Origin of the sequence: Pantoea stewartii, assembly GCF_011044475.1 — a bacterium.
GTDB lineage: Bacteria > Pseudomonadota > Gammaproteobacteria > Enterobacterales > Enterobacteriaceae > Pantoea > Pantoea stewartii.
Map to the genome: position 1 here is coordinate 2,156,066 of NZ_CP049115.1, position 20,081 is coordinate 2,176,146.

Here is a 20,081-nt window from a genome sequence, read left to right on the forward strand (position 1 = left end):
TTATTTTTTTACCGTTTCCATCCCCATCAGGCCGATCTTGAGATAACCCGCCGTGCGCAGTTCATCCATCACGCTCATCAGGGTTTCATAATCGACCGATTTGTCGGCCTGGAAGAAAATGGTGGTATCTTTGTTGCCTTGCGTCTGCTGCATCAACACGTTGATAAGCGCGTCCTTGTTCACCTGATCGTTACCTACGTAAAGCTGCTTATCGGCTTTAATCGAGAGATAGACCGGTTTTTCCGGACGCGGTTGCGGCGCACTGGTGGACGCGGGCAGATTCACACGCACATCCACCGTTGCCAGGGGCGCAGCCACCATAAAGATAATCAGCAGTACCAGCATCACGTCGATAAACGGCGTGACGTTGATTTCATGCATTTCACCATCGGTTTCTGAGCTGTCGTTAAATCGCATTGCCATAACGCTTACCCCAGACGCAGTTTTTGCGCGGCGGCAGGACGGCTGACCTCAGGCTGAGCCAGGTTTCCCAGGTCGATATCGCGACTTTGCAGCAGCATGACCTGCGCGGCAACGTCGCCTAAGGAGGCTTTGTAATTAGCGATCATACGGGCAAACACGTTATAAATCACAACCGCCGGAATCGCCGCGACTAAACCAATGGCCGTCGCCAGCAGCGCTTCGGCGATACCCGGTGCCACGACCGCCAGGTTAGTCGTCTGGGTTTTGGCAATACCGATAAAGCTGTTCATGATGCCCCAGACGGTACCAAACAGGCCGACGAAGGGCGCCACCGAGCCAATCGTGGCCAGGAAGCCATTCCCGCGCCCCGCATGACGGCAGAATGCCGCAACCCGACGCTCAAGACGAAACGCAGTGCGTTCTTTAATGCCGCCGGTTTCTTCCACGCCTGCGGACAGTTCCAGCTCGTTTTGCGCATCATGTAACAGCACCGCGCTGTGGCTGGCCGCATGGAAGCTCTGGGCCGCGCGCGCGGCATCATTGAGACTGCGGGCTTCGCCTAATGCCAGTTGTTCACGCTTCAGGCGACGTCTGGCGGCGCTCAGCTCAGCGTACTTCCCGAAGAAAATGGCCCAGGTCACGACCGAGGCCAGTAACAGACCGATCATGACAACCTTCACCACAATATCGGCATGCTGATACATGCCCCACACGGAAAGGTCCGCTTGCATTAAATCACTGGCTACCACGCTGCTTCTCCAACTTCATATACAGGATGCGGAATAAGGGCAAATGATAGCAAAAATCAATCGAATTGATAGTGGTTCTCATTAGTATTTACAATCAAATAGCTGGATATCGCTGGAAGAAGGGATAACGCGTAGCCGTATCTGTTGCACCGTGTTGCCTGTATCCGGACAGTATGCAACGCAGCGATGAGGGCGGTCAGAAACTGCCTGGTCGATGGCTGATGCGCATGGAGAGTGAGTTGATCCGCAGCCCGCCCTGCTGAGCACGCTAACCGCAGACGCAGGGAAAGTGTTTTGTGGCGTTTAATAAGCCATCGGGCGTCATAATGGCGCGAGAAAAATAATTTTATCCGGTCCAGCATCAATCTGAATTTTCATTGTCAGATAAGCCAGCATGTAAAACATTGAGGCCGCCAGTCAGGGTTTGCCTGTTGTAAGTGGCCGTTGCGCAAACATAATGAAAACAGCCGATGAGTAACCTCTTTATCGCCAGCCTGATGACGTTTTTTCGTCGAATAAAGCAGCAGGGCCGCTGTGCTTCACATAACAGGATCGCTGCCTGCAATCGCCACGCTGATCGGCAATCCGTCCGGGCCCATCCGGAAGATGCGTCACTGAGTGCCGGCGCGCGCCGGTCCTCTTTGGTATCTGTACCAGGCGCTGAGGACTCGCCACAAATGCCGGGACGCCCAGCCTCTCTCTGGCTGTCGCGCGTCTTCCTGCTTATCTCACTGCTGTTGCCGGGATCGGGCATGGTTTCACCCTGTTCAGGGGCGTGCTATGCCGCGACGAACACCTTGATTACGTTGCACTTCTTCAGGCGCTGCTATGAATCGGGTAAGCCCTCATCCGGTATGGTGAAGTGTTTCAGTCGTCAGCTCCGCACGGTCGCGCTCATTCGCTTTATTCATGCTTCACGCAATGCGGCACCGCCGGGCAAACTGAAGCGTTTTCACTATGCGCATCACGCCGGTAAAAAGTCCGTCCGGCCGCCATTCCGTGCAGACAGCGGGGAAGCGCCAACACCGGTAAGTACGTCAACCTCCCCCCTGTTCCAGCCTGATACCTTACTGCGTCAGCGCCCTGCGCAACCGCTGCCGCCCTGCCTGAGTCAGGCAGACAACGCGGCACAGCAAAATCTGTTTGTGCCGCAACGGGACATGGACGCGGGCTTACTGCCCTGTCTGCATTGACCGCGGCTGGGCAGGTTAATGGATATCCCCCGGGCTGACGCCCCAGCGGGAGACGGTGCCGCTGTCCGCGCGCTGACGCTGCTGATAGCGTCCTTTCGCCGCAATCATTGCCACCGTCAGCAAGGCCGGAATCGCTAATACCGCGAAAATCGTGGTAACGCCCCACCCCAGCGCCAGCATTTCCGCGCCCGCCAGCGCACTCAGGATTGCGCCAACGCGCCCGACGCCGTGCATCCAGCTGGAACCGGTTGCCCGCGCCTCGGTGGGATAAAAGCTGGCCGACAGGGCATTCATTCCGGTGTTCGCGCCACCAATGCAAAAGCCTATCATCAGTGCGCAGCCGCCGAGCAACACCGGATGCGTCATCGACAGCCCCATACAAACAGTAAACAGTCCACCCGCGCCGTAAATCAGCGATAAGGCACGATGCGATTCAATACGATCCATCAGCCAGCCGGAAAACAGAGAACCGCAGGTGCCGCCAGCCTGGAACAGGGCCGTAATAACCGCCGCCTGAACCACGCTAAAGCCGTTGTCTTTAATCAGCATCGGCAGCCAGCTGCCCAGGGTGTAAAACAGAAACAGTGCGGTGAAATAGGCGCCCCACAGCATCAGGCTGCCGAAGCGGTAGGTGTCATTGAGGACGACTTTCACAGGTTGCGCGTGAGCCCGACTGACCGGGGGCAACGCCAGCGTACACTGTTGCAGATCCAGATCCGGGGCCAGTTTCGCCAGGATACGGTGAATTTTTTGGCTGGCCGCGCGCCTGACCACCAGAAAGCAGACCGACTCCGGCAGCGCCCACAGCAGTAACGGCACAAACAGGATCGGCAGGATACCGCCCAGCAACAGCACAGCATGCCAGCCAAAGTGCGGCATCAGCCAGGAGGCGGCGAAACCGCCCAGTGCCGCGCCAAAAGTAAAGCCACAAAAAACGACGGTGATAAGAAAGGCGCGCCGTCTGGCCGGGGCAAACTCCGCCACCAGCGTCCCCACATTCGGCATCGCCGCGCCTAAACCCAGGCCGGTGAGAAAGCGAAACAGGACCATCTGTTCCATATTTTGCGAGAAGGCGGTGATCAGCGTCCACGCGCCAAAAAAGAACACGCTGTTAATGATGACCACTTTTCGGCCCAGCTTATCGGACAGCGGACCCGAGAGCATCGCCCCCAGCGCCAGTCCCACCAGCGCCGCGCTGATAATCAGCCCCAGTTCGCGATTCGTGATCCCCCAGTCTGCTTTCAATTCAGGGGCAATAAACCCCATGATGGCGATATCGAACCCATCAAGCGCGATGATGCAGAAGCCGAACAGCACCACCATCTTTTGCCACATCCCCAGCGGGCGGCTGTCGATTAACGCCCGAACATCAATTGCTTTGCTTTCCGCCACGGTGACTCTCCGGTGAAATAAGTAATGTGCAGTTACTATATGCAGGCGCTGCAGGGCAAGAAATGGCGATAATCGAAATTTTGTGCGTTTATCGCGCAACCTGCGCCCGTGCGGGCAGCTGAAATGCGTTAATGGCTTGTTAAAAATAAGGAATTTTCTGGAAAGTCTGTCTGGACTGTCCGGTGAGGATTGTGAGCGTGATCGGCGTGATGTCAGCAAAGGGAAAGAGAGAAAACGCGGGATTGGGGTAACGGGGCCAGTCAGCCTGGCCCCTGTGAATTACCGCATGGCGGTCAGCCGTACCGGCGCGTTTGCCGCACCGAAGCCGTGATAGCGACGCCGCCGCTCCAGTAATTCAAAGAAAAAGCGCCCTTTTTCATAGGGTTCCGTATAGACGTGAAGCAGCTCTCCGCCCTGTTCATCGCGATCATACATCACGTCAAAGCGCTGTAACTGCGCCAGAAAATCCGGGTCGAGGTCAAAGCGCGCCAGCAGATCCTGATAATAGTTAGCGGGGATGCGCAAAGTTTTCAGGCCGCGTTCGCGGGCGGCTTTTACTGCGCTGAACAGATCGTCGCAACCAAACGCCACGTGCTGTAATCCCGCCCCCTGGTAGGTCGTCAACGCACGGGCGATCTGCGTTTCCCGGCTGACCGACATATTCAACGGCAGACGGATAGCATCATTCGGGCTGCGTAAAACGCGGCTGCGCACCAGCCCAAGCGGATCAGGCAGTTCCCATTCGGTATCCTGAACAAAGCCCGGTACGCTGCGCAGGAACATAATCCAGTTGTCGCGCGTTTCATCCGGCAACGCGATCGCCAGATGATCCAGGGTCTGCATCGCAGGCTGAGGCGCGCTGCGATGCGTTAAATTGAAATCACTGTGGTAACCGTCCTGACCGGCGGGCTCGTCTTCCACCAGATAAATCAGGCTGCCATCCGGCGCGCATAAAGCCGGTATCTGACGTTCATTTGGGCCGGTTTCGCCCTGCCAGATAGCGTAGCCATAATCCTGCGCCCGCTGAATCAGGTTCTCCACGCCGCGTACGCGCCAGGCCACTGCACAGAGGGAAATACCATGCTGATGGTAGTAACCGCTGGCCTGGCTGTCGGGCTGCGCATTCAGAATGACGTTGACCTTGCCGTTGCGATAAAGCGAAACCTGTTTCGAACGGTGCTCGCCCGCGTGCACCAGGCCAAGCTGCGTGAGCCACTGCCCTAACGCCAGCGCATCGTTATGGCTGACGGCAAATTCAATAAACTCCAGTGCCAGCAGCGGCGGCTGAGGCGCTGAGTGAAATAATTCTTCTCCCGCCAGTGAAGCCAGCGCGCTGGGCAGCAGCGGTTGTCTGACCAGCCAGTCGCGGGTTTGCTCCTCCAGCCACAACAGCGATCGGTAGCCGTCCTGCGCCGTCGGCACTACCGGTGAAGCGCGGAATCCGTCGTTAAAAATCTCCAGCGACCAGGCATCGCGATAGCCATGTGCTGACAGCTGCGTCATAAACTGCGTCAGATTCAGTTCCCCCTGGCCGGGGAAGCAGCGGAAGTGACGGCTCCAGGAAAGCACGTCCATTTTCAGCAGCGGCGCATCTGCCAGTTGCACGAACACTATTTTTTCGGGCGGCACGATGTCCAGGCCGTCAAGGCTGTCGCCGCGAGACAAAATATGAAAACTGTCGAGCACAATGCCAAAGGAGGGATGGTCCACCGCTTCCACGCGGGCCCAGGCATCACGCCACAGGCTGACATGTCGGCCCCAGGCCAGCGCCTCATAACCGAGGGTAATACCGTACTGCGCGGCCAGCTCCGCCAGCGCACGCAGATCGCTGACCTGGGTGTTGAAATCATCGCTGCAGTCGGGTGACACATTACTGCATACCAGCATCCGCTGGCAGCCCAGTTGCGTCATCACCTCAAACTTGCGCGCCGCACGGGCCAGATTTTGTGCCAGCCTGTCACGCGGGCCGCCTTCGAAGTCACGGAAGGGCTGGAACAGTAAAATTTCCAGGCCCAGCTCTTCGCACAACTGGCGAATCTCCACGGGTGAGCCGGGATAATAGACTAAATCGTTATCGAAAATTTCGACACCATCAAAGCCGGCGGCGGCGATTGCGCGCAGCTTTTCCGGCAGCGTGCCCGATACCGAGACCGTTGCGACAGAACGTTTCATTATTGCCTCCTGATAAACGGTCACAGGGTGACCTTAAAGCAGCCAGTCAGCAGCGAGGCGTTCTGCTAACGGAGATTGGCAATTGTTATGAACCAGATGGAACATTTCGTCAATGTGACAGGTCATGATTTTTGGTTATGAGTACAGCTACGTTTTTTCACTTTTCTTTTACAAGTTACGCTTCCTACACTCGTTCCTCTGTACGCGAAAAACAAAACAATAAGGATGCCTGGATGAAAAATGACTGGCCCGCCCGTGAACTGGTACACCGTGATTACCGCCATCACCCGCCGGCGCTTGCGCCGTTGTACAAAACCAGCATACTGCGCTCGCCGCGCAATGCGCTGATTTCGCTGCAAAATTCCTTATCGGAAATCACCGCACCGGTGTTCACCCGTCAGGAGCTGGGCCCCCGGGACAGCGATCTGATTCTTAATTATGCGAAGGACGGCCTGCCGATTGGCGAGCGCATCATTGTGCATGGCTACGTGCGCGATGCGTTTGGTCAGCCGGTGCGGAATGCCCTGGTTGAGGTATGGCAGGCCAATGCTGGCGGTCGCTATCGTCATAAAAAAGATCAGTATCTGGCCCCCATCGATCCGAATTTTGGCGGCTGTGGTCGCATGCTGACCGACGACAATGGCTACTACTGCTTTCGGACCATTAAGCCCGGCCCCTATCCCTGGCGTAACCAGGTCAGCGACTGGCGTCCAGCCCATATTCATTTTTCCCTTTCTGGCGAAGCCTTTGCTCAGCGCTTGATTACGCAGATGTATTTTGAGGGCGATCCGCTGGTAGGACGCTGTCCTATCCTGCAGTCGGTAGGCAGCGAAGAAGCCGTCCGCACCCTGATTGCAGAGCTGGATACGCATTCGGCGATTCCCCTGGACTGTCTGGCCTATCGCTTTGATCTGGTATTGCGGGGTCACCGCGCAACCTGGTTCGAAAACCGCACTCAGGGAGCCGCATCATGAAAAACTATCTGCCTGAAACGGCCTCACAAACTGCCGGCCCTTACGTGCACATTGGCCTGGCACCGCATGCCGCGGGCTTTGATATCTTTGAACATAATTTCAGCGAGGTGCTCACGCAGCCGGAAACGCGCGGTGAGCGTATTACCGTTGAAGGCTGTGTTTACGATGGTTCTGGCACGCCGGTGCGCGATGTGCTGATAGAAGTGTGGCAGGCCAATGCCGCCGGGCGCTACCAGCATCCCGCTGACCAGCAGCACGACAAGCCGCTGGATCCGGCGTTTCGCGGCTGGGGGCGCACCTGCTCCGATTTTGACAGCGGCATCTGGCGTTTTGAAACCATCAAGCCCGGCAGCGTGACCGGCCGCGACGGACGTCCCATGGCGCCTCACCTCAACTTATGGATTGTGGCACGAGGTATCAATATCGGCCTGAACACCCGCCTCTATTTTGCCGATGAACAGGCGGCAAATGCCCGGGATCCGGTGCTGAATCTGATTGAGTGGGAGAAGCGGCGCAACACCCTGCTGGCACACCGTGAACAACGCGGCAGCGAAACGGTTTACCGTTTCGATATCGTTCTGCAGGGCGAAAACGAAACCGTATTTTTTGATGTCTGACGCTTAACAAAGTCGCTACATTGTCCTTGCCACTGCGGCGGCAAATTCTTACCATGAGCCATGGATAGTGTTTCCCGGTTCAGTCAGCGCGTGCGCGTGCGTCATCTTCACGCTTTTGTTGCCACCGCGCAGCAAGGGACGCTGGGCCGTGCCGCCCGCCAACTGGGTATTACTCAGCCCGCCTTATCGAAAACCCTCAGCGAACTGGAATACCTGACCGGTGAACAACTGCTGGTGCGCAGCCGCCAGGGAACAGCGCTGACCGCCAGCGGGACGCGCTTTCTGCATGACGCCATTCGCATCCTGGATGCACTTACGCTGGTCGATCAGGTCATGCGTCCGGACAGCGCGCCACCTCTCGCGCCTCTGCATATCGGTGCCTTGCCGACCGCCATCGGCAGCGTGGTTGCGCCGGTGCTGGCCAGCCTGCAGCAGCACTATCCGGGCTGGCGTATACAGGTCACTACGCTTTCGAACGACGCGCTGCTGATGGCGATAAAGTCGGGGCAAATGACGCTGGGAATCGGACGGATGGCGGAACCGGTTCTGATGGACGGTCTGAACTTTGAACTGTTGTATCTGGAAACACTGCGTCTGGTCGTGGCCCCGCACCATCCCTTGTTGCATGCGGGCGTGACCCTGGCAGAAGCGCTCAGTTGGCCGTTGATCCTTTCGCCACGCGGCACCGTACCGCGTCAAAATGCGGAATCGCTGATGACCAGCCATGGGCTGACCCTGCCCGAAGGCGCGGTAGAAACCCTGTCAACGACGCTGGCGCGGCGGCTGACGCAAAACCACGGTTACGTCTGGCTCGTGCCCTACGGCGCGGTGCGCGACGACTTAACGAGTAATCAGCTTCGGGCTCTGCCGCTGCCGAACCAGGGCATGGCCGAAGCGGTGGGCATCCTGACCCGTCAGCAGCATACACCGCCCCCTGAACAACAACATCTGGTGGCGGCATTGCGTCAGCGGGTGCTGGATGTCCCGGTCTGACGCCGCGATTTAACGGGCACTATCCCGCTCGTCGAAAATGCTTTGCGCCAGGTGGAACGCCGCGTTCGCCGCAGGCAGGCCACAATACAGCGCGGCATGCATCAGTACCTCTTTGATCTCATCCCGACTGACCCCGTTATTGAATGCGGCCCGCAGATGCATTTTCAGTTCGGCTTCACGGTTAAGCGCAATCAGCATACCGATGGTGATCAGGCTGCGCGTGTGGCGCGACAATCCGGGCCGGGTCCAGATCTCTCCCCAGGCGTAACGACTGATGAAGTGTTGAAATTCGTCGTTCAGAGGGGACAGATTCTCCAGGGTGCGGTCCACATGCGCGTCACCGAGTACCGCGCGGCGCACCGTCATTCCCTGCTGATAACGCTGCTGCTGCGTCAGTTGCGCGTCAATAAACGGCTGCAGGGCACGATTAAACGCCAGCCACACCTCCACACTGGAGAGATGCGACGCAGGCAACACCACCAGCTGCGCGCCGTGGATGTGCGCCACCATGGCTTCTGCGTCGGCCACCGTCGTCACGGCATCGTCCCGCCCCGCAATGACCAGCACAGGAAGATGAATGGCCGCCAGTTCGTGACGTAAATCTGCGGCAGCCAGCGCATCGCAGCAGTCCGCATAACTTTCTGCATCACAGGCACGCAGTTGCGTGAGCAACGCCTGCACGGTGGCGGGTGCCCGTTCGCAGAATGCCGGCGTAAACCAGCGTGCGGCGGCCCCGTCAGCAATCGCCGCCATACCGTACTGACGCACCTGCGCTGCGCGCTGCTGCCAGGCCGCAGACTCACCGATCTTCGCGGCGCTGTTGGCGACCGTGAGCGTGATCAGGCGATGAGGATGGAAACGGGCCAGCCAGAGTCCGGTCAGCCCGCCCATCGAAATGCCGCAAAAATGCACCCTGTCGATAGCCAGCTTATCCAGCAGCGACAGCACCGCCCTCCCCAGCTGTTCCAGCGAACGGGTTTGTCCGTTCGGTGCCGAGGCACCGTGCCCCGGGACATCGTAACGCAGAATGCGATAATGACCGATCAGCGCATCGCGCTGGGGCTGCCACATGTCTGCCGCCGTTCCTAAGGAGTTGCTGAATAACACCACCGGAGCATCGTCTGGCCCCTCAAGGATGTAATGAAGTGTCATGATTCCCTCGCCGCCGCTAAAACCTGTTGAATAAAGCGCGCCGCACTGCCCGTGGCATTGGCCGGGTCGAGCAGCGCCTCCAGCGTTGAATGACTCAGGCGCGTTCTGACCGTTTCATCCGCGCTCAGTACGGACAACAAACTCTGCTGTGTGTCCAGCGCCCGGCGGCAGCACTGCTCAATATGATGGTGCGCCTGCTGGCGTCCCATCTCGTTCGCCAGCGCCAGCGTGACCGCTTCCGCCATAATTAATCCCTGCGTCAGGCCAAGGTTACGTTGCATGGCATCTTCATGCACCTCCAGCCCGTCGATCAGTTCCGTGCTGTGGGCCAGCGCCGCGCCGCTCAGTACGATCAGCTGCGGCAGGCTCTGCCACTCGGCCTGCCAGCCACCCAGCGCACGCTCGTGTTCCTGCACCATCCCGGCATACAGACCGGACATCAGCGCCGGTACCCGATTGGCCGCGCTGAGAATGGCGGCGCACAGTACCGGATTACGTTTATGCGGCATGGTTGAGGAGCCGCCCCGCCCTGCCGCCTGAGGTTCGCTGATCTCCCCTACCTCGCTCTGCATCAGCAGCGACATATCCCGCGCCAGCTTGCCCAGCGTCCCGGTCAGGCCGGCATACCAGCCTGCCAGCTCGGTAAGCCTGTCGCGCTGAGCATGCCAGGGCGTGGCGCTACGCGGCAAATTCAGCGCATCGGACAGTGCCTGCTCGACCTGCTCGCCTTTATCGCCCAGCGAGGCCAGCGTGCCTGCCGCCCCGCCAAACTGCAGCGCCAGTACCCGCGTCTGCATCGCCCTGAGGCGTTGTCGATCGCGTACCAGGGCGTCCAGCGTGCCTGCCAGCTTCAGCCCAAGGGTAACGGGCAAGGCATGTTGCAACCACGTGCGTCCGACCATCAGCGTTTTGCTGTGCCGTTCGCACTGCGCGCTCAGCACGGCAATCAGCCGATCCAACAGCGTAGCCGTACCGCTGAGCGCCGCGCGCAGTTGCAGCATCAGTCCGCTGTCGATTGCGTCCTGGCTGGTTGCGCCCCAGTGGACATAGCGCGCCGCCTCGGGCGATCGGGCAGCCACCAAAGCGGTCAATTGTTTGACGAGGGGAATCGCCAGGTTGCCGGCCAGCCCTGCGGCCTGGGTCAGCGCAGCGGCATCGATCGCGTCGGCACGGCAGCAGTCCTGAATGATCTGCGCAGATTCGCGGTCCATCAGCCCCGCACTGGCAAGCGCCTGTGCCAGGCCAGCTTCAAAATCCAGCATCCCCTGCAGCAGCGCCGTATCGCTGAAGCCCTCACTGAGAGGAGAAGCCATAAACATGGCGCGGTAAAGAGACATTGATTATACCCGTTCCAGAATAAGTGCGATTCCCTGCCCGACACCGACGCACATGGTGCAGAGTGCGTAACGTCCTCCGGTGCGCCGCAGGTGATAGGCCGCGGTCATGGTCAGCCTGCCACCGGATGCGCCGAGCGGATGGCCCAGCGCTATTGCGCCGCCGTTAGGGTTCACCTGCGCGGCATCGTCGGCCAGCCCGAGCGCCCGCGTCACAGCCAGCGCCTGGGCAGCAAACGCTTCATTTAATTCGATTACGTCCATTTGTGCCAGCGTCAGGCCACTCTGGGCCAGCACTTTGCGTACCGCAGGTACGGGACCATAACCCATGATACGCGGTTCAACGCCGCAGGCAGCCATCGCGACCACACGCACCAGCGGCGTGAGGCCGTGGGCGGCAACCGCGTTTTCACTGGCGAGTAATAAGGCGCAGGCCCCGTCATTGATGCCCGAGGCGTTGCCTGCCGTCACGCTGCCGTCCGGCGTCACGACGCCTTTTAATCCCGCCAGCGCCGCCAGGGAGGTACTGCGCGGATGCTCATCGCAGGCAACAGTGATAGCTTCCCCTTTGCGCTGCGGGAGAGTGACGGTCATCAGCTCGTCACTGAACAGGCCCATCTCCTGCGCACGCGCGGTACGAAGCTGGCTGCGTAGCGAAAAGGCATCCTGATCGGCGCGGCTGATAGCAAAATCGCGTGCCACGTTTTCCGCCGTTTCCGGCATGGTTTCAACGCCAAAGCGGGCGCGCATCTGCGGGTTGATGAAACGCCATCCCATGGTGGTGTCTTCCATTTTCAGGCTGCGACTAAACGCGCTTTCTGCTTTTCCGGTCACGAAGGGCGCGCGCGACATACTCTCTACGCCGCCTGCGATCATGACCTCGGCTTCGCCGCATTTTATTGCCCTGGCCGCCATGCCGATGGCATCCAGCCCCGAACCGCAAAGACGATTGATCGTCGTGCCAGGCACGCTGGACGGCAGCCCGGCCAGTAACAGGGCCATACGCGCCACGTTACGATTGTCTTCGCCTGCCTGATTGGCGCAGCCATAGATCACATCATCGATCGCCTGCGCGACAGAAGCAGGCTGACGGGCAAGCAGCGCCGCCAGCGGTAAGGCCGCCAAATCGTCTGCCCGAATTCCCGCGAGCGCGCCGCCATAACGGCCAAATGGCGTGCGGAGCGCATCACAAATAAAAGCCTGTTGCATTCGCGGTTCCTCAGGCGGTGGTCGCCAGTTCAGGTTGCAGTAAACGCACCGGCGTGACCGCCTGGAGCGCCTCGAAACTCAGTCCGGGGCAGCACTCGACCACCAGCGGACCGTCCGGCGTAATATCAATCACGGCCATATCCGTATAGATCCGGCTGACGCACCCCAGCCCGGTGAGCGGATAGCTGCACTGCTTCACCAGCTTGCATTCCCCTTTTTTCGTCAGGTAGTCCATCATCACGTAAACCTTGCGCGCGCCAATGGCGAGATCCATGGCGCCGCCGACAGCAGGAATTGCATCCTGCGCACCGGTACTCCAGTTCGCCAGATCGCCGCTGACGGATACCTGGTACGCGCCCATGACGCAGATATCCAGATGCCCGCCACGCATCATGGCAAAGGAGTCGCCATGATGGAAAAAGCAGCCGCCCGGCAGCAGGGTTACCAGCTCTTTTCCGGCATTGATCAGCTCCGGATCGGCGTCTTCCGGCGCAGGCGCTGGCCCCATGCCGAGCAGTCCGTTTTCGCTGTGCAAAAAGATTTCTTTGTCCGCAGGCAGATAGTTCGCAATGCGGGTCGGCAGGCCAATCCCCAGGTTAACGTAAGCCCCTTCCGGAATATCGCGCGCCACGCGCTGTGCCAGTTGGTCACGGGTGAGTTTTTGCATTGCCGACTCCTCAGGCTGAAACGGTCAGGGTAACGGGATGGGGAACGCACACCAGGCGCTGGACAAAAATGCCCGGCGTGACGACGTTTTCAGGATCGAGCTGGCCCAGCAGCACCAGCTCTGCTACCTGGGCAATGGTCGTGGTAGCGGCCATCGCCATCACGGGGCCAAAATTCCGCGCCGCTTTGCGGTACACCAGGTTGCCCCAGCGGTCGCCCTGATGGGCTTTGATAAGCGCGAAATCGGCTTTGAGCGGTTTTTCGAACACGTAATGGCGGCCATCGATTTCCCGCGTTTCCTTGCCTTCCGCCAGCGGCGTGCCAAAGGCGGTGGGGGTGAAAATGCCGCCTAAACCGCTGCCTGCGGCCTGCATCCTGGCGGCAAGGTTGCCCTGTGGCACCAGCTCCAGTTCAATCTCTCCACGACGATAGCGCTCATCGAACACCCAGGAGTCAACCTGGCGCGGAAATGAACAAATCATTTTATCAACGCGGCCTGCCTTAAGCAGCGCGGCCAGGCCGCTGTCACCGTTGCCAGCGTTATTGCTGATCACCGTCAGCCCGCAAGCGCCGCTTTTGATCAACGCATCGATCAGTTCCAGCGGCTGACCGGCAGGTCCGAATCCGCCAATCATGATGCTGGCCCCGTCCGGGATGACCGCCACGGCCTCTGCCAGTGTTGCCACACTTTTATTGATCATTAGCTGTTCCTTTAGCCCGGCATCAGCCGGTTAGTAGTGAATAGCCAAAAAGTAGATCGCTCTGTGAGTGCAAACAATACCGATTATCGAAATAGTGTGCGATTATCGGTCACTGGCAAAACCAAATGGCACAATGTGATCGTTCGCACAGTTGCAGGACGATCCTGTTAATCTCGGGAGAAAAGCATGATGGATGACGATCAGACGCTGCGCGGCAGCAGCGATCCCTGGAAAGGGGATCCGAACTTTATGGCTTCACTGGCGCGTGGGCTGGAGGTCTTGCAGGCATTCACCCCACAGCGACGCGTGATGTCCGTGTCGCAAATCAGTCAGCGCACCGGTATTCCGCGCGCAGCCGTGCGGCGCTGTCTGTACACCCTGAGTAAGCTGGGTTTTGTCTACGCCGAAGATGGTAAAAACTTTGAACTGCGTCCGCGCGTGCTCACTCTGGGTCATAACTGGCTGGGCGCCACGCCGCTCGCCAGCGCCTCACAGCCGGTTTTACGCCAGCTGAGCCAGACGCTGAACGAGTCCTGCTCAATGGCGGTGCTGGACGGGGATGACATTCTCTATATCGCCCGCGCGTCCGCGTCGCGCATCATGACGATCGACCTGCATATCGGCAGTCGTCTGCCCGCCAGTACCACCTCCATGGGCAGAGTGCTGCTGAGTGGGCTTGCCGCTGAGCCATTGAACGACTATCTGGCGCGGCTGACCCAGCTGCGTTATACCAGCCACACGCTGGTCAGCAGCAGCGCACTGCGTGAAGAACTGACCCGCGTCCGGCAGCAGGGTTACGCCATTAACGATCAGGAACTGGAAATCGGTCTGCGTTCGCTTGCCGTGCCGCTTTGTGGCGCGGACGGACGCATCGTGGCCGCGCTGAACGTCGGCGTCCATGCCGGACAGGTTTCTGCGGATACGCTGCGTCAACACCATTTGCCGCTACTGCAGGAGGCCGCACGGGAAATCTCCCTGTTGCTGCGCGAATAATCTGTTTTGCCCCTCAACGTCATCGCCGAATTCGTGCTAACGTGAAGGCTCAGGTGCAAGCGGCAAGGCAGGGAGTTCATGACCACAAAAAAAATTGATACCACATTCGTCAGCGCAGGACGCGATAAACGTTATACCCAGGGTTCGGTGAATGCGGTCATTCAGCGAGCCTCGTCGCTGGTTTTCGATACCGTTGCGGAGAAAAAACGCGCGACCGCAGGGCGGGCAAAGGGCGAACTGTTTTATGGTCGTCGTGGCACGCTGACCCACTTTGCCTTGCAGGACGCCATGACAGAGCTGGAAGGCGGCGCGGGCTGTGTGCTGTATCCTTGCGGCGCCGCAGCGGTCTCTAACGCTATTCTGGCGTTTGTTGAAGCAGGCGATCATGTGCTGATGAGCGGCGCGGTGTATGAACCAACCCAGGATTTCTGCACCAAAATCCTTGCTAAACTTCAGGTCTCCACCACCTGGTTTGATCACGGCATCGGCGATGCGATCGCCACCCTGATTCAGCCCAACACGCGCGTGGTGTTCCTGGAGTCGCCCGCCTCCATCACAATGGAAGTGCAGGACGTCCCCGCCATTGTGGCGGCGGTGCGCGCAAAAGCACCGGACGCGATTATTATGATCGACAACACCTGGGCGGCGGGCGTGCTGTTTCGTCCTCTTGCGCTGGGCGTGGATATTTCGATTCAGGCTGGCACCAAATACCTGATTGGTCACAGCGATGCCATGATTGGGACCGCCGTCGCCAATGCCCGCTGCTGGGATCAACTGCGCGAGAACAGCTACCTGATGGGGCAGATGGTGGATGCCGATACCGCCTACATGGCCAGCCGGGGGTTACGTACGCTGGGCGTACGTCTGCGGCAGCATGAAGAAAGTGCACTTCAGGTCGCGGAATGGCTGGCCGCCCGCCCGGAGGTCGCCAGAGTGAATCATCCGGCGCTGCCCGCATGCCCCGGTCACGCCTTCTGGCAACGCGACTTCAGCGGCAGCAGCGGATTATTTTCGTTTGTGCTGAAGGAAAAACTGAGCCGCGAGCAGTTAGCGATGTATCTTGATCATTTTCAGCACTTTAGCATGGCGTACTCATGGGGCGGTTATGAGTCGCTGATTTTAGCCAGTCAACCCGAAGAGCTGGCGGCTATTCGCCCGGCGGGCGGCGTTGATTTCAGCGGTACGCTGGTACGGCTGCACATCGGTCTGGAACATGTGGATGATTTACTGGTTGATCTTGAAGCGGGTTTTACACGCCTGACGCGCTAAAAGAGTAAACCTGATATAAACCAGATACAGACCCGTGTGATATATCGACAGGCCACAGCCAGATAGATGTTAAAATTCTCTTAATATAAAAGTGTTCAGCGAGCAGAAGAACCCCCGCAGGTTAAGGTTGTCGCCCACTCTGGGGCAGGCGACAACCAAGAGGTCAGGCCGATCTGAACACTATAATTCAGCATGATTGTGACGTAATGGGATAGCTAATGGGTGTTTTACATGAGATTGTGCACGCGCTTTGGCATCAAGACTTCGCCGCGCTGGCCAATCCGGAAGTGGTATGGATCGTCTACAGCGTGATGTTTATGACGCTATTCCTGGAAAATGGTTTACTGCCCGCCTCTTTTCTGCCCGGCGACAGTCTGCTGCTGCTGGCTGGCGCGATGGTAGCCAAAGGCGTGATGGATTTTTTCCCCACGCTTTTGATCCTGACCACCGCCGCCAGTCTGGGCTGCTGGCTCAGTTACCTGCAAGGCCGCTGGCTGGGTAATACCCGACTGGTTAAGAGCTGGCTGATGCAGCTTCCGGCACAATATCACCAACGCGCATGGAATATGTTTAATCGTCATGGCCTGATGGCGCTGCTGGTGGGACGTTTTCTGGCCTTTATTCGTACCATTTTGCCAACAATGGCGGGCATTTCCGGCCTGAAGAACAGCCGTTTTCAGCTGTTTAACTGGCTGAGCGGTCTGCTGTGGGTGGGCATTGTGGTGACGCTGGGTTACGGCATCAGCCAGGTGCCGTTTATTAAACGGCACGAAGATCAGGTCATGGCTGTCCTGATGGTATTACCGATGGTGCTGCTGGTCGTCGGGCTGGTTGGCAGTATCGTGGTTATCTGGAAAAAACGTCGTCAAAGAGCCTGACCACGCGTGCGTCAGGCGGGCGGTTCGGCCACCGTCTGACGCACCCGATTCACTTCCTCACCCGGCGTCACGCCAAAGTAGCGCTTAAACTCCCGCGAAAACTGCGACGGACTCTCATAACCGACGCGCACCGCCGCGACGCTGGCTTTCAGGCCATCCTGCAGCATCAGTAAACGCGCCTGATGCAGGCGATAACGCTTGAGATACTGCAGCGGCGACGTCTGCGTCACCGCTTTGAAATTATGATGAAACGCTGAGACACTCATGTTCACCTCTGCCGCCAGCGTGTCCACGCTGAGGTTGTCGGCATAGTGATTCTCTATACGGCGCAGTGCCCGGGCAATCTGGCTGAACTGCGTCTGACGACTCACCAGTGACAGCAGTGCCCCCCCAATCGGCCCGGTCAGCACATAGTAAAGAATTTCCCGCACAATCTGTGGCCCCAGCACCCTTGCATCACGAGGCTGGGTCATCACATCCAGCAGGCGTTCTGCCGCACACAGCATCGGCTCCGTGAGAAAGGCAGAGTGAATGCCCGAGGTCAACGGCTGAGGCTGAAACCCTTCGTCATCACCGATGTCCATCAGCAAATCCTGCAGGCTGGCCGTATCCACGCGCAGGCACATCCCGGCCAGAGGCTGCTCGGGTGACGCCCAGGTTTCACATTCGACCGGGAGCGGCACGGTGAGCATCAGGTATTTTGTGGCGTCGTACTGAAAAACCGTACTGCCCAGATAACCGGTTTTGCTGCCCTGAAACAAAATGACAATGCCGGGCTGATACATGATGGGCTCACGCGGTCGGTGCTGCCCCGCATAAATCAGTGAGACATTTTCCACCGGACACAGCTGTTCGCGTCCGTTCGTCATCAGCGTGACCACCTGTTGAGCCAGCCGCTGACACAGTAAGTCGTGGGGCATCATCACTCCTGAAAATAAAAAGCGCAGTTTGCCGCGCGCCTGGTTAAATCGCCAGCAAAATGGAGAATCAGGCAAGAAGTTTACAGGATCAGGCAGGGTTATCCTCGCCTGTTCGCAGGCAGCCTGAAAATTGTTAGCTAGACTTAAGCACAGCGAAGATTCCCTGGTTTACTGCAAATGTAAGGAGCAGGATATGGCAGACCAACCTATTATCAAACTGCACGACGGTAACATGATGCCACAGCTCGGACTTGGCGTGTGGCAAGCCAGCATGGAAGATGCGCGCAACGCCGTGCTGAAAGCGCTGGACGTTGGCTATCGTTCAATTGATACCGCCGCCGCGTACAAAAATGAAGAAGCGATTGGTCAGGCGTTACAGGAAACCGATGTCGCGCGTGAGGATATTTTTATCACCACTAAACTGTGGAATGCTGACCAGCAAAATGTCCAGCAGGCACTGGAAACCAGTCTGCAAAAACTCAAGCTGGAGCAGGTAGATCTGTATCTGATGCACTGGCCGTGCCCGGAGAAAGATCAGTATGTTGACGCCTGGAAGAACATGATTGCGATGCAGCAACAGGGCCTGGTCAAAAGCATCGGCGTCTGTAACTTCAACCAGCCGCACCTGAAACGTCTGCTGGAAGAAACCGGTGTAACCCCGGTGATCAACCAGATCGAGCTGCATCCGATGCTGCAACAGCGCACGCTGCATGCCTGGAACGCCATGCACCAGATTCAGACCGAGTCCTGGAGTCCCCTGGCTCAGGGCGGCGAAGGCGTATTCGATCAGGAAATCATCAAGTCTCTGGCCAAAAAATACGGTAAGACGCCGGCGCAAATCGTTATCCGCTGGCATCTGGACAGCGGGCTGGTGGTTATCCCGAAATCCGTCACGCCGGCACGCATCGAAGAAAACTTCAATGTGTTCGATTTCCGCCTGGATAAGGCAGAAATGAGTGAGATTGCCCAGCTTGATACCGGTAAGCGTTTAGGTCCTGACCCGGATACGTTTAACGGCTAATACGAGCGCATCGGACCCGATGCACGCCTCGTGCAGGCCTCTCCTCCGGGAGGGGCTTTTTTACGGTTAGCGCCCACGCAAAATGTTAAACGTCCTTAAAATGTATGACAAAACGCATAATAATTACGCAACGCCTTTCTGGGCTGTGCGCGGCACTGGGCAAAAAAACCCTTCCCTGACCGAAATCCCCCTGTCTTTCCGCTCTGTTAAATCAAATTTTTTGCGCTGAACGCTGACACCTTAATCCGGCCTTGTATTTTGTCTTTTAAATCAAAAATTTAAAATACGAATCGCCTCACCTTACCTTGTTATAACAGGTAAAATTTTGCAACACACCGAAGCCGCTCCGCTTTTGTGAAAACGTCGTTGTGCAGGTAATACTGTTTTCTGTCACACCTGTCGCGTGATCCCGGCTACCACCATTGAGCGTCATTTCACGGTTTTCAGAACGTTAAGCGACTTAACCAGGGAGCGTATCATGTCGGTTATCAATACCAATATCGTGTCGTTGATCGTTCAAAACGATCTGTATAACTCTCAAAATGCTTTATCGACCGCCATTGAGCGCCTGTCTTCAGGTTTGCGCATTAACAGTGCGAAAGATGATGCGGCGGGAATGGCGATTGCTAATCGTTTGACCTCAAACATCGACGGCATGACGGTAGCGGGCAGAAATGCCAATGATGCGATTTCGCTATCACAAACCGCTGAAGGGGCGCTCTCCACGATTAACGACAACCTGCAACGCATACGTGACCTGACGGTGCAGGCGCAAAATGGCAGCAACTCCGCTGCGGATATCGACTCTATTCAGACAGAAGTGAATCAGCGAATGGAGGAGATTAACCGTATTACCGCACAAACGAATTTTAACGGCATTAGTATGCTGAATACCGGCTCGGGCTCGGCTGCGTATCGCTTTCAGGTCGGTGCGGAAGACGGCGAAACGATCACGATCGATCTGGATGCCAGCGACAGCTATAACCTTCTGAAAGCGGGTACCACCGGCTCAACACTTAATATCCGGCAAATGACCTCAGGAGATACCGTAAATGGCGTGGCCCGTACGGTTGCGGCAGAAGGCTTTGACGTTTTAAAAGGGGATGTTACCGGCGGAGCAAGTGGAACCGCGACAGACGGTACGCCTTTGGCCGATCTCGATCGGGCGATTAAATCCGTTGATAGTCAGCGTAGTATGCTGGGTGCCTATGAGAACCGCTTTCAGTCGGTTATCGCCAACCTGAACAATATGGTCACAAACCTTACCTCTGCCCGTAGCAGGATAGAGGACGTGGACTACGCTGCGGAGGTATCGGCGATGTCACAGGCGCAGATTTTACAGCAGGCCGGTACCGCCATGCTGGCCCAGGCAAATCAGATGCCCCAACTGATGTTGCAGCTTCTGCGCTAGCCAAACGCAAAAGC

Annotated in this window: 19 protein-coding genes; 9 read left to right on the forward strand and 10 right to left on the reverse strand. The window is 57.8% G+C overall.

The features are described 5' to 3' along the window. Positions 1-423, reverse strand: a complete 423-nt coding sequence (gene exbD, locus G5574_RS10165) for a TonB system transport protein ExbD (RefSeq protein WP_006118163.1) — start codon at positions 421-423, stop codon at positions 1-3. 5 nt (positions 424-428) lie between these two features. Next, positions 429-1,154 carry a tol-pal system-associated acyl-CoA thioesterase gene (gene exbB / locus G5574_RS10170; RefSeq protein WP_172677633.1) on the reverse strand — a complete coding sequence of 242 codons (726 nt, stop codon included), beginning with the start codon at positions 1,152-1,154 and terminating at the stop codon, positions 429-431. Between the two features lie 695 nt (positions 1,155-1,849). Between exbB and G5574_RS10175 the strand changes: the two genes are divergently transcribed. Further along, positions 1,850-2,365: a hypothetical protein gene (locus G5574_RS10175; RefSeq protein WP_226375065.1), complete on the forward strand. Its 516-nt coding sequence runs from the start codon at positions 1,850-1,852 to the stop codon at positions 2,363-2,365. 15 nt (positions 2,366-2,380) lie between these two features. On the opposite strand, the gene G5574_RS10180 is transcribed toward G5574_RS10175, so the two are convergent. Further along, positions 2,381-3,757 (reverse strand): MFS transporter, encoded by a 1,377-nt coding sequence (locus G5574_RS10180; RefSeq protein ID WP_039342179.1) that lies wholly within the window; start codon positions 3,755-3,757, stop codon positions 2,381-2,383. A 279-nt stretch (positions 3,758-4,036) separates the two neighbouring features. Next, a complete protein-coding gene (locus tag G5574_RS10185; RefSeq protein WP_162285896.1) occupies positions 4,037-5,929 on the reverse strand; it encodes a bifunctional sugar phosphate isomerase/epimerase/4-hydroxyphenylpyruvate dioxygenase family protein in 1,893 nt (630 codons plus the stop codon). A 233-nt stretch (positions 5,930-6,162) separates the two neighbouring features. On the opposite strand from G5574_RS10185, the gene pcaH reads away from it, so the two are divergent. From pcaH to G5574_RS10200, 3 genes are read left to right on the forward strand one after another with little or no spacing between them, the layout of a single operon-like run. After that, positions 6,163-6,903 carry a protocatechuate 3,4-dioxygenase subunit beta gene (pcaH, locus tag G5574_RS10190; RefSeq protein ID WP_033739780.1) on the forward strand — a complete coding sequence of 247 codons (741 nt, stop codon included), beginning with the start codon at positions 6,163-6,165 and terminating at the stop codon, positions 6,901-6,903. Further along, positions 6,900-7,520, forward strand: a complete 621-nt coding sequence (pcaG, locus tag G5574_RS10195; RefSeq protein ID WP_033739781.1) for a protocatechuate 3,4-dioxygenase subunit alpha — start codon at positions 6,900-6,902, stop codon at positions 7,518-7,520. Before pcaH ends, pcaG begins: the two co-directional genes overlap by 4 nt. A 60-nt stretch (positions 7,521-7,580) precedes the next feature. Next, positions 7,581-8,513, forward strand: coding sequence for a LysR substrate-binding domain-containing protein (locus tag G5574_RS10200; RefSeq protein WP_164482574.1), 933 nt, complete (start codon positions 7,581-7,583; stop codon positions 8,511-8,513). Between the two features lie 9 nt (positions 8,514-8,522). Here G5574_RS10200 and pcaDC read toward each other — a convergent pair whose 3' ends face one another. Genes pcaDC through G5574_RS10225 form a run of 5 tightly spaced genes read right to left on the reverse strand, consistent with a single transcriptional unit; the run spans position 8,523 to position 13,575 of the window. Next, positions 8,523-9,665, reverse strand: a complete 1,143-nt coding sequence (pcaDC, locus tag G5574_RS23695; RefSeq protein WP_033739784.1) for a bifunctional 3-oxoadipate enol-lactonase/4-carboxymuconolactone decarboxylase PcaDC — start codon at positions 9,663-9,665, stop codon at positions 8,523-8,525. Beyond that, entirely contained in the window at positions 9,662-11,002 is a 1,341-nt protein-coding gene (locus tag G5574_RS10210; RefSeq protein WP_039342170.1) for a 3-carboxy-cis,cis-muconate cycloisomerase, read from the reverse strand. The genes pcaDC and G5574_RS10210 overlap by 4 nt, the downstream gene beginning before the upstream one ends. A 3-nt stretch (positions 11,003-11,005) precedes the next feature. Continuing rightward, positions 11,006-12,208, reverse strand: coding sequence for a 3-oxoadipyl-CoA thiolase (gene pcaF, locus G5574_RS10215; protein WP_164482575.1), 1,203 nt, complete (start codon positions 12,206-12,208; stop codon positions 11,006-11,008). Between the two features lie 10 nt (positions 12,209-12,218). Then, positions 12,219-12,875: a 3-oxoacid CoA-transferase subunit B gene (locus G5574_RS10220; protein WP_033739788.1), complete on the reverse strand. Its 657-nt coding sequence runs from the start codon at positions 12,873-12,875 to the stop codon at positions 12,219-12,221. A 10-nt stretch (positions 12,876-12,885) separates the two neighbouring features. Next, a complete protein-coding gene (locus G5574_RS10225; protein WP_164482576.1) occupies positions 12,886-13,575 on the reverse strand; it encodes a 3-oxoacid CoA-transferase subunit A in 690 nt (229 codons plus the stop codon). Positions 13,576-13,761: 186 nt separating this feature from the next. Between G5574_RS10225 and G5574_RS10230 the strand changes: the two genes are divergently transcribed. The 3 genes from G5574_RS10230 (at position 13,762) to G5574_RS10240 (ending at position 16,715) form a co-directional block, all read left to right on the forward strand. After that, positions 13,762-14,568: an IclR family transcriptional regulator domain-containing protein gene (locus G5574_RS10230; protein WP_039342159.1), complete on the forward strand. Its 807-nt coding sequence runs from the start codon at positions 13,762-13,764 to the stop codon at positions 14,566-14,568. A gap of 78 nt (positions 14,569-14,646) precedes the next feature. Continuing rightward, positions 14,647-15,837 (forward strand): cystathionine beta-lyase, encoded by a 1,191-nt coding sequence (gene metC, locus G5574_RS10235; protein ID WP_164482577.1) that lies wholly within the window; start codon positions 14,647-14,649, stop codon positions 15,835-15,837. Between the two features lie 218 nt (positions 15,838-16,055). Continuing rightward, on the forward strand, positions 16,056-16,715 hold the full coding sequence (locus tag G5574_RS10240) for a DedA family protein (protein WP_006118175.1): 660 nt from the start codon (positions 16,056-16,058) through the stop codon (positions 16,713-16,715). Positions 16,716-16,726: 11 nt separating this feature from the next. Here the strand turns inward: G5574_RS10240 and G5574_RS10245 are convergent, their stop codons facing one another. Further along, the gene (locus tag G5574_RS10245) at positions 16,727-17,635 is read right to left on the reverse strand and encodes an AraC family transcriptional regulator (RefSeq protein WP_033739797.1); all 909 of its coding nucleotides are present in this window, start codon (positions 17,633-17,635) and stop codon (positions 16,727-16,729) included. Positions 17,636-17,828: 193 nt separating this feature from the next. Between G5574_RS10245 and dkgA the strand changes: the two genes are divergently transcribed. After that, positions 17,829-18,656, forward strand: coding sequence for a 2,5-didehydrogluconate reductase DkgA (dkgA, locus tag G5574_RS10250; RefSeq protein WP_006118176.1), 828 nt, complete (start codon positions 17,829-17,831; stop codon positions 18,654-18,656). 478 nt (positions 18,657-19,134) lie between these two features. Beyond that, on the forward strand, positions 19,135-20,067 hold the full coding sequence (locus G5574_RS10255; protein WP_033739799.1) for a flagellin N-terminal helical domain-containing protein: 933 nt from the start codon (positions 19,135-19,137) through the stop codon (positions 20,065-20,067). The last annotated feature ends 14 nt before the right edge of the window (positions 20,068-20,081 follow it).

What these genes read in the sequence shown, in the direction of transcription:
- exbD (WP_006118163.1), bottom strand. Translation starts at nt 423, where the DNA reads ATGGCAATGCGATTTAACGACAGCTCAGAAACCGATGGTGAAATGCAT.
- exbB (WP_172677633.1), bottom strand. Translation starts at nt 1,154, where the DNA reads ATGCAAGCGGACCTTTCCGTGTGGGGCATGTATCAGCATGCCGATATT.
- G5574_RS10175 (WP_226375065.1), top strand. Translation starts at nt 1,850, where the DNA reads ATGCCGGGACGCCCAGCCTCTCTCTGGCTGTCGCGCGTCTTCCTGCTT.
- G5574_RS10185 (WP_162285896.1), bottom strand. Translation starts at nt 5,929, where the DNA reads ATGAAACGTTCTGTCGCAACGGTCTCGGTATCGGGCACGCTGCCGGAA.
- pcaH (WP_033739780.1), top strand. Translation starts at nt 6,163, where the DNA reads ATGAAAAATGACTGGCCCGCCCGTGAACTGGTACACCGTGATTACCGC.
- pcaG (WP_033739781.1), top strand. Translation starts at nt 6,900, where the DNA reads ATGAAAAACTATCTGCCTGAAACGGCCTCACAAACTGCCGGCCCTTAC.
- G5574_RS10200 (WP_164482574.1), top strand. Translation starts at nt 7,581, where the DNA reads ATGGATAGTGTTTCCCGGTTCAGTCAGCGCGTGCGCGTGCGTCATCTT.
- pcaDC (WP_033739784.1), bottom strand. Translation starts at nt 9,665, where the DNA reads ATGACACTTCATTACATCCTTGAGGGGCCAGACGATGCTCCGGTGGTG.
- G5574_RS10210 (WP_039342170.1), bottom strand. Translation starts at nt 11,002, where the DNA reads ATGTCTCTTTACCGCGCCATGTTTATGGCTTCTCCTCTCAGTGAGGGC.
- pcaF (WP_164482575.1), bottom strand. Translation starts at nt 12,208, where the DNA reads ATGCAACAGGCTTTTATTTGTGATGCGCTCCGCACGCCATTTGGCCGT.
- G5574_RS10220 (WP_033739788.1), bottom strand. Translation starts at nt 12,875, where the DNA reads ATGCAAAAACTCACCCGTGACCAACTGGCACAGCGCGTGGCGCGCGAT.
- G5574_RS10225 (WP_164482576.1), bottom strand. Translation starts at nt 13,575, where the DNA reads ATGATCAATAAAAGTGTGGCAACACTGGCAGAGGCCGTGGCGGTCATC.
- G5574_RS10230 (WP_039342159.1), top strand. Translation starts at nt 13,762, where the DNA reads ATGATGGATGACGATCAGACGCTGCGCGGCAGCAGCGATCCCTGGAAA.
- metC (WP_164482577.1), top strand. Translation starts at nt 14,647, where the DNA reads ATGACCACAAAAAAAATTGATACCACATTCGTCAGCGCAGGACGCGAT.
- G5574_RS10240 (WP_006118175.1), top strand. Translation starts at nt 16,056, where the DNA reads ATGGGTGTTTTACATGAGATTGTGCACGCGCTTTGGCATCAAGACTTC.
- G5574_RS10245 (WP_033739797.1), bottom strand. Translation starts at nt 17,635, where the DNA reads ATGCCCCACGACTTACTGTGTCAGCGGCTGGCTCAACAGGTGGTCACG.
- dkgA (WP_006118176.1), top strand. Translation starts at nt 17,829, where the DNA reads ATGGCAGACCAACCTATTATCAAACTGCACGACGGTAACATGATGCCA.
- G5574_RS10255 (WP_033739799.1), top strand. Translation starts at nt 19,135, where the DNA reads ATGTCGGTTATCAATACCAATATCGTGTCGTTGATCGTTCAAAACGAT.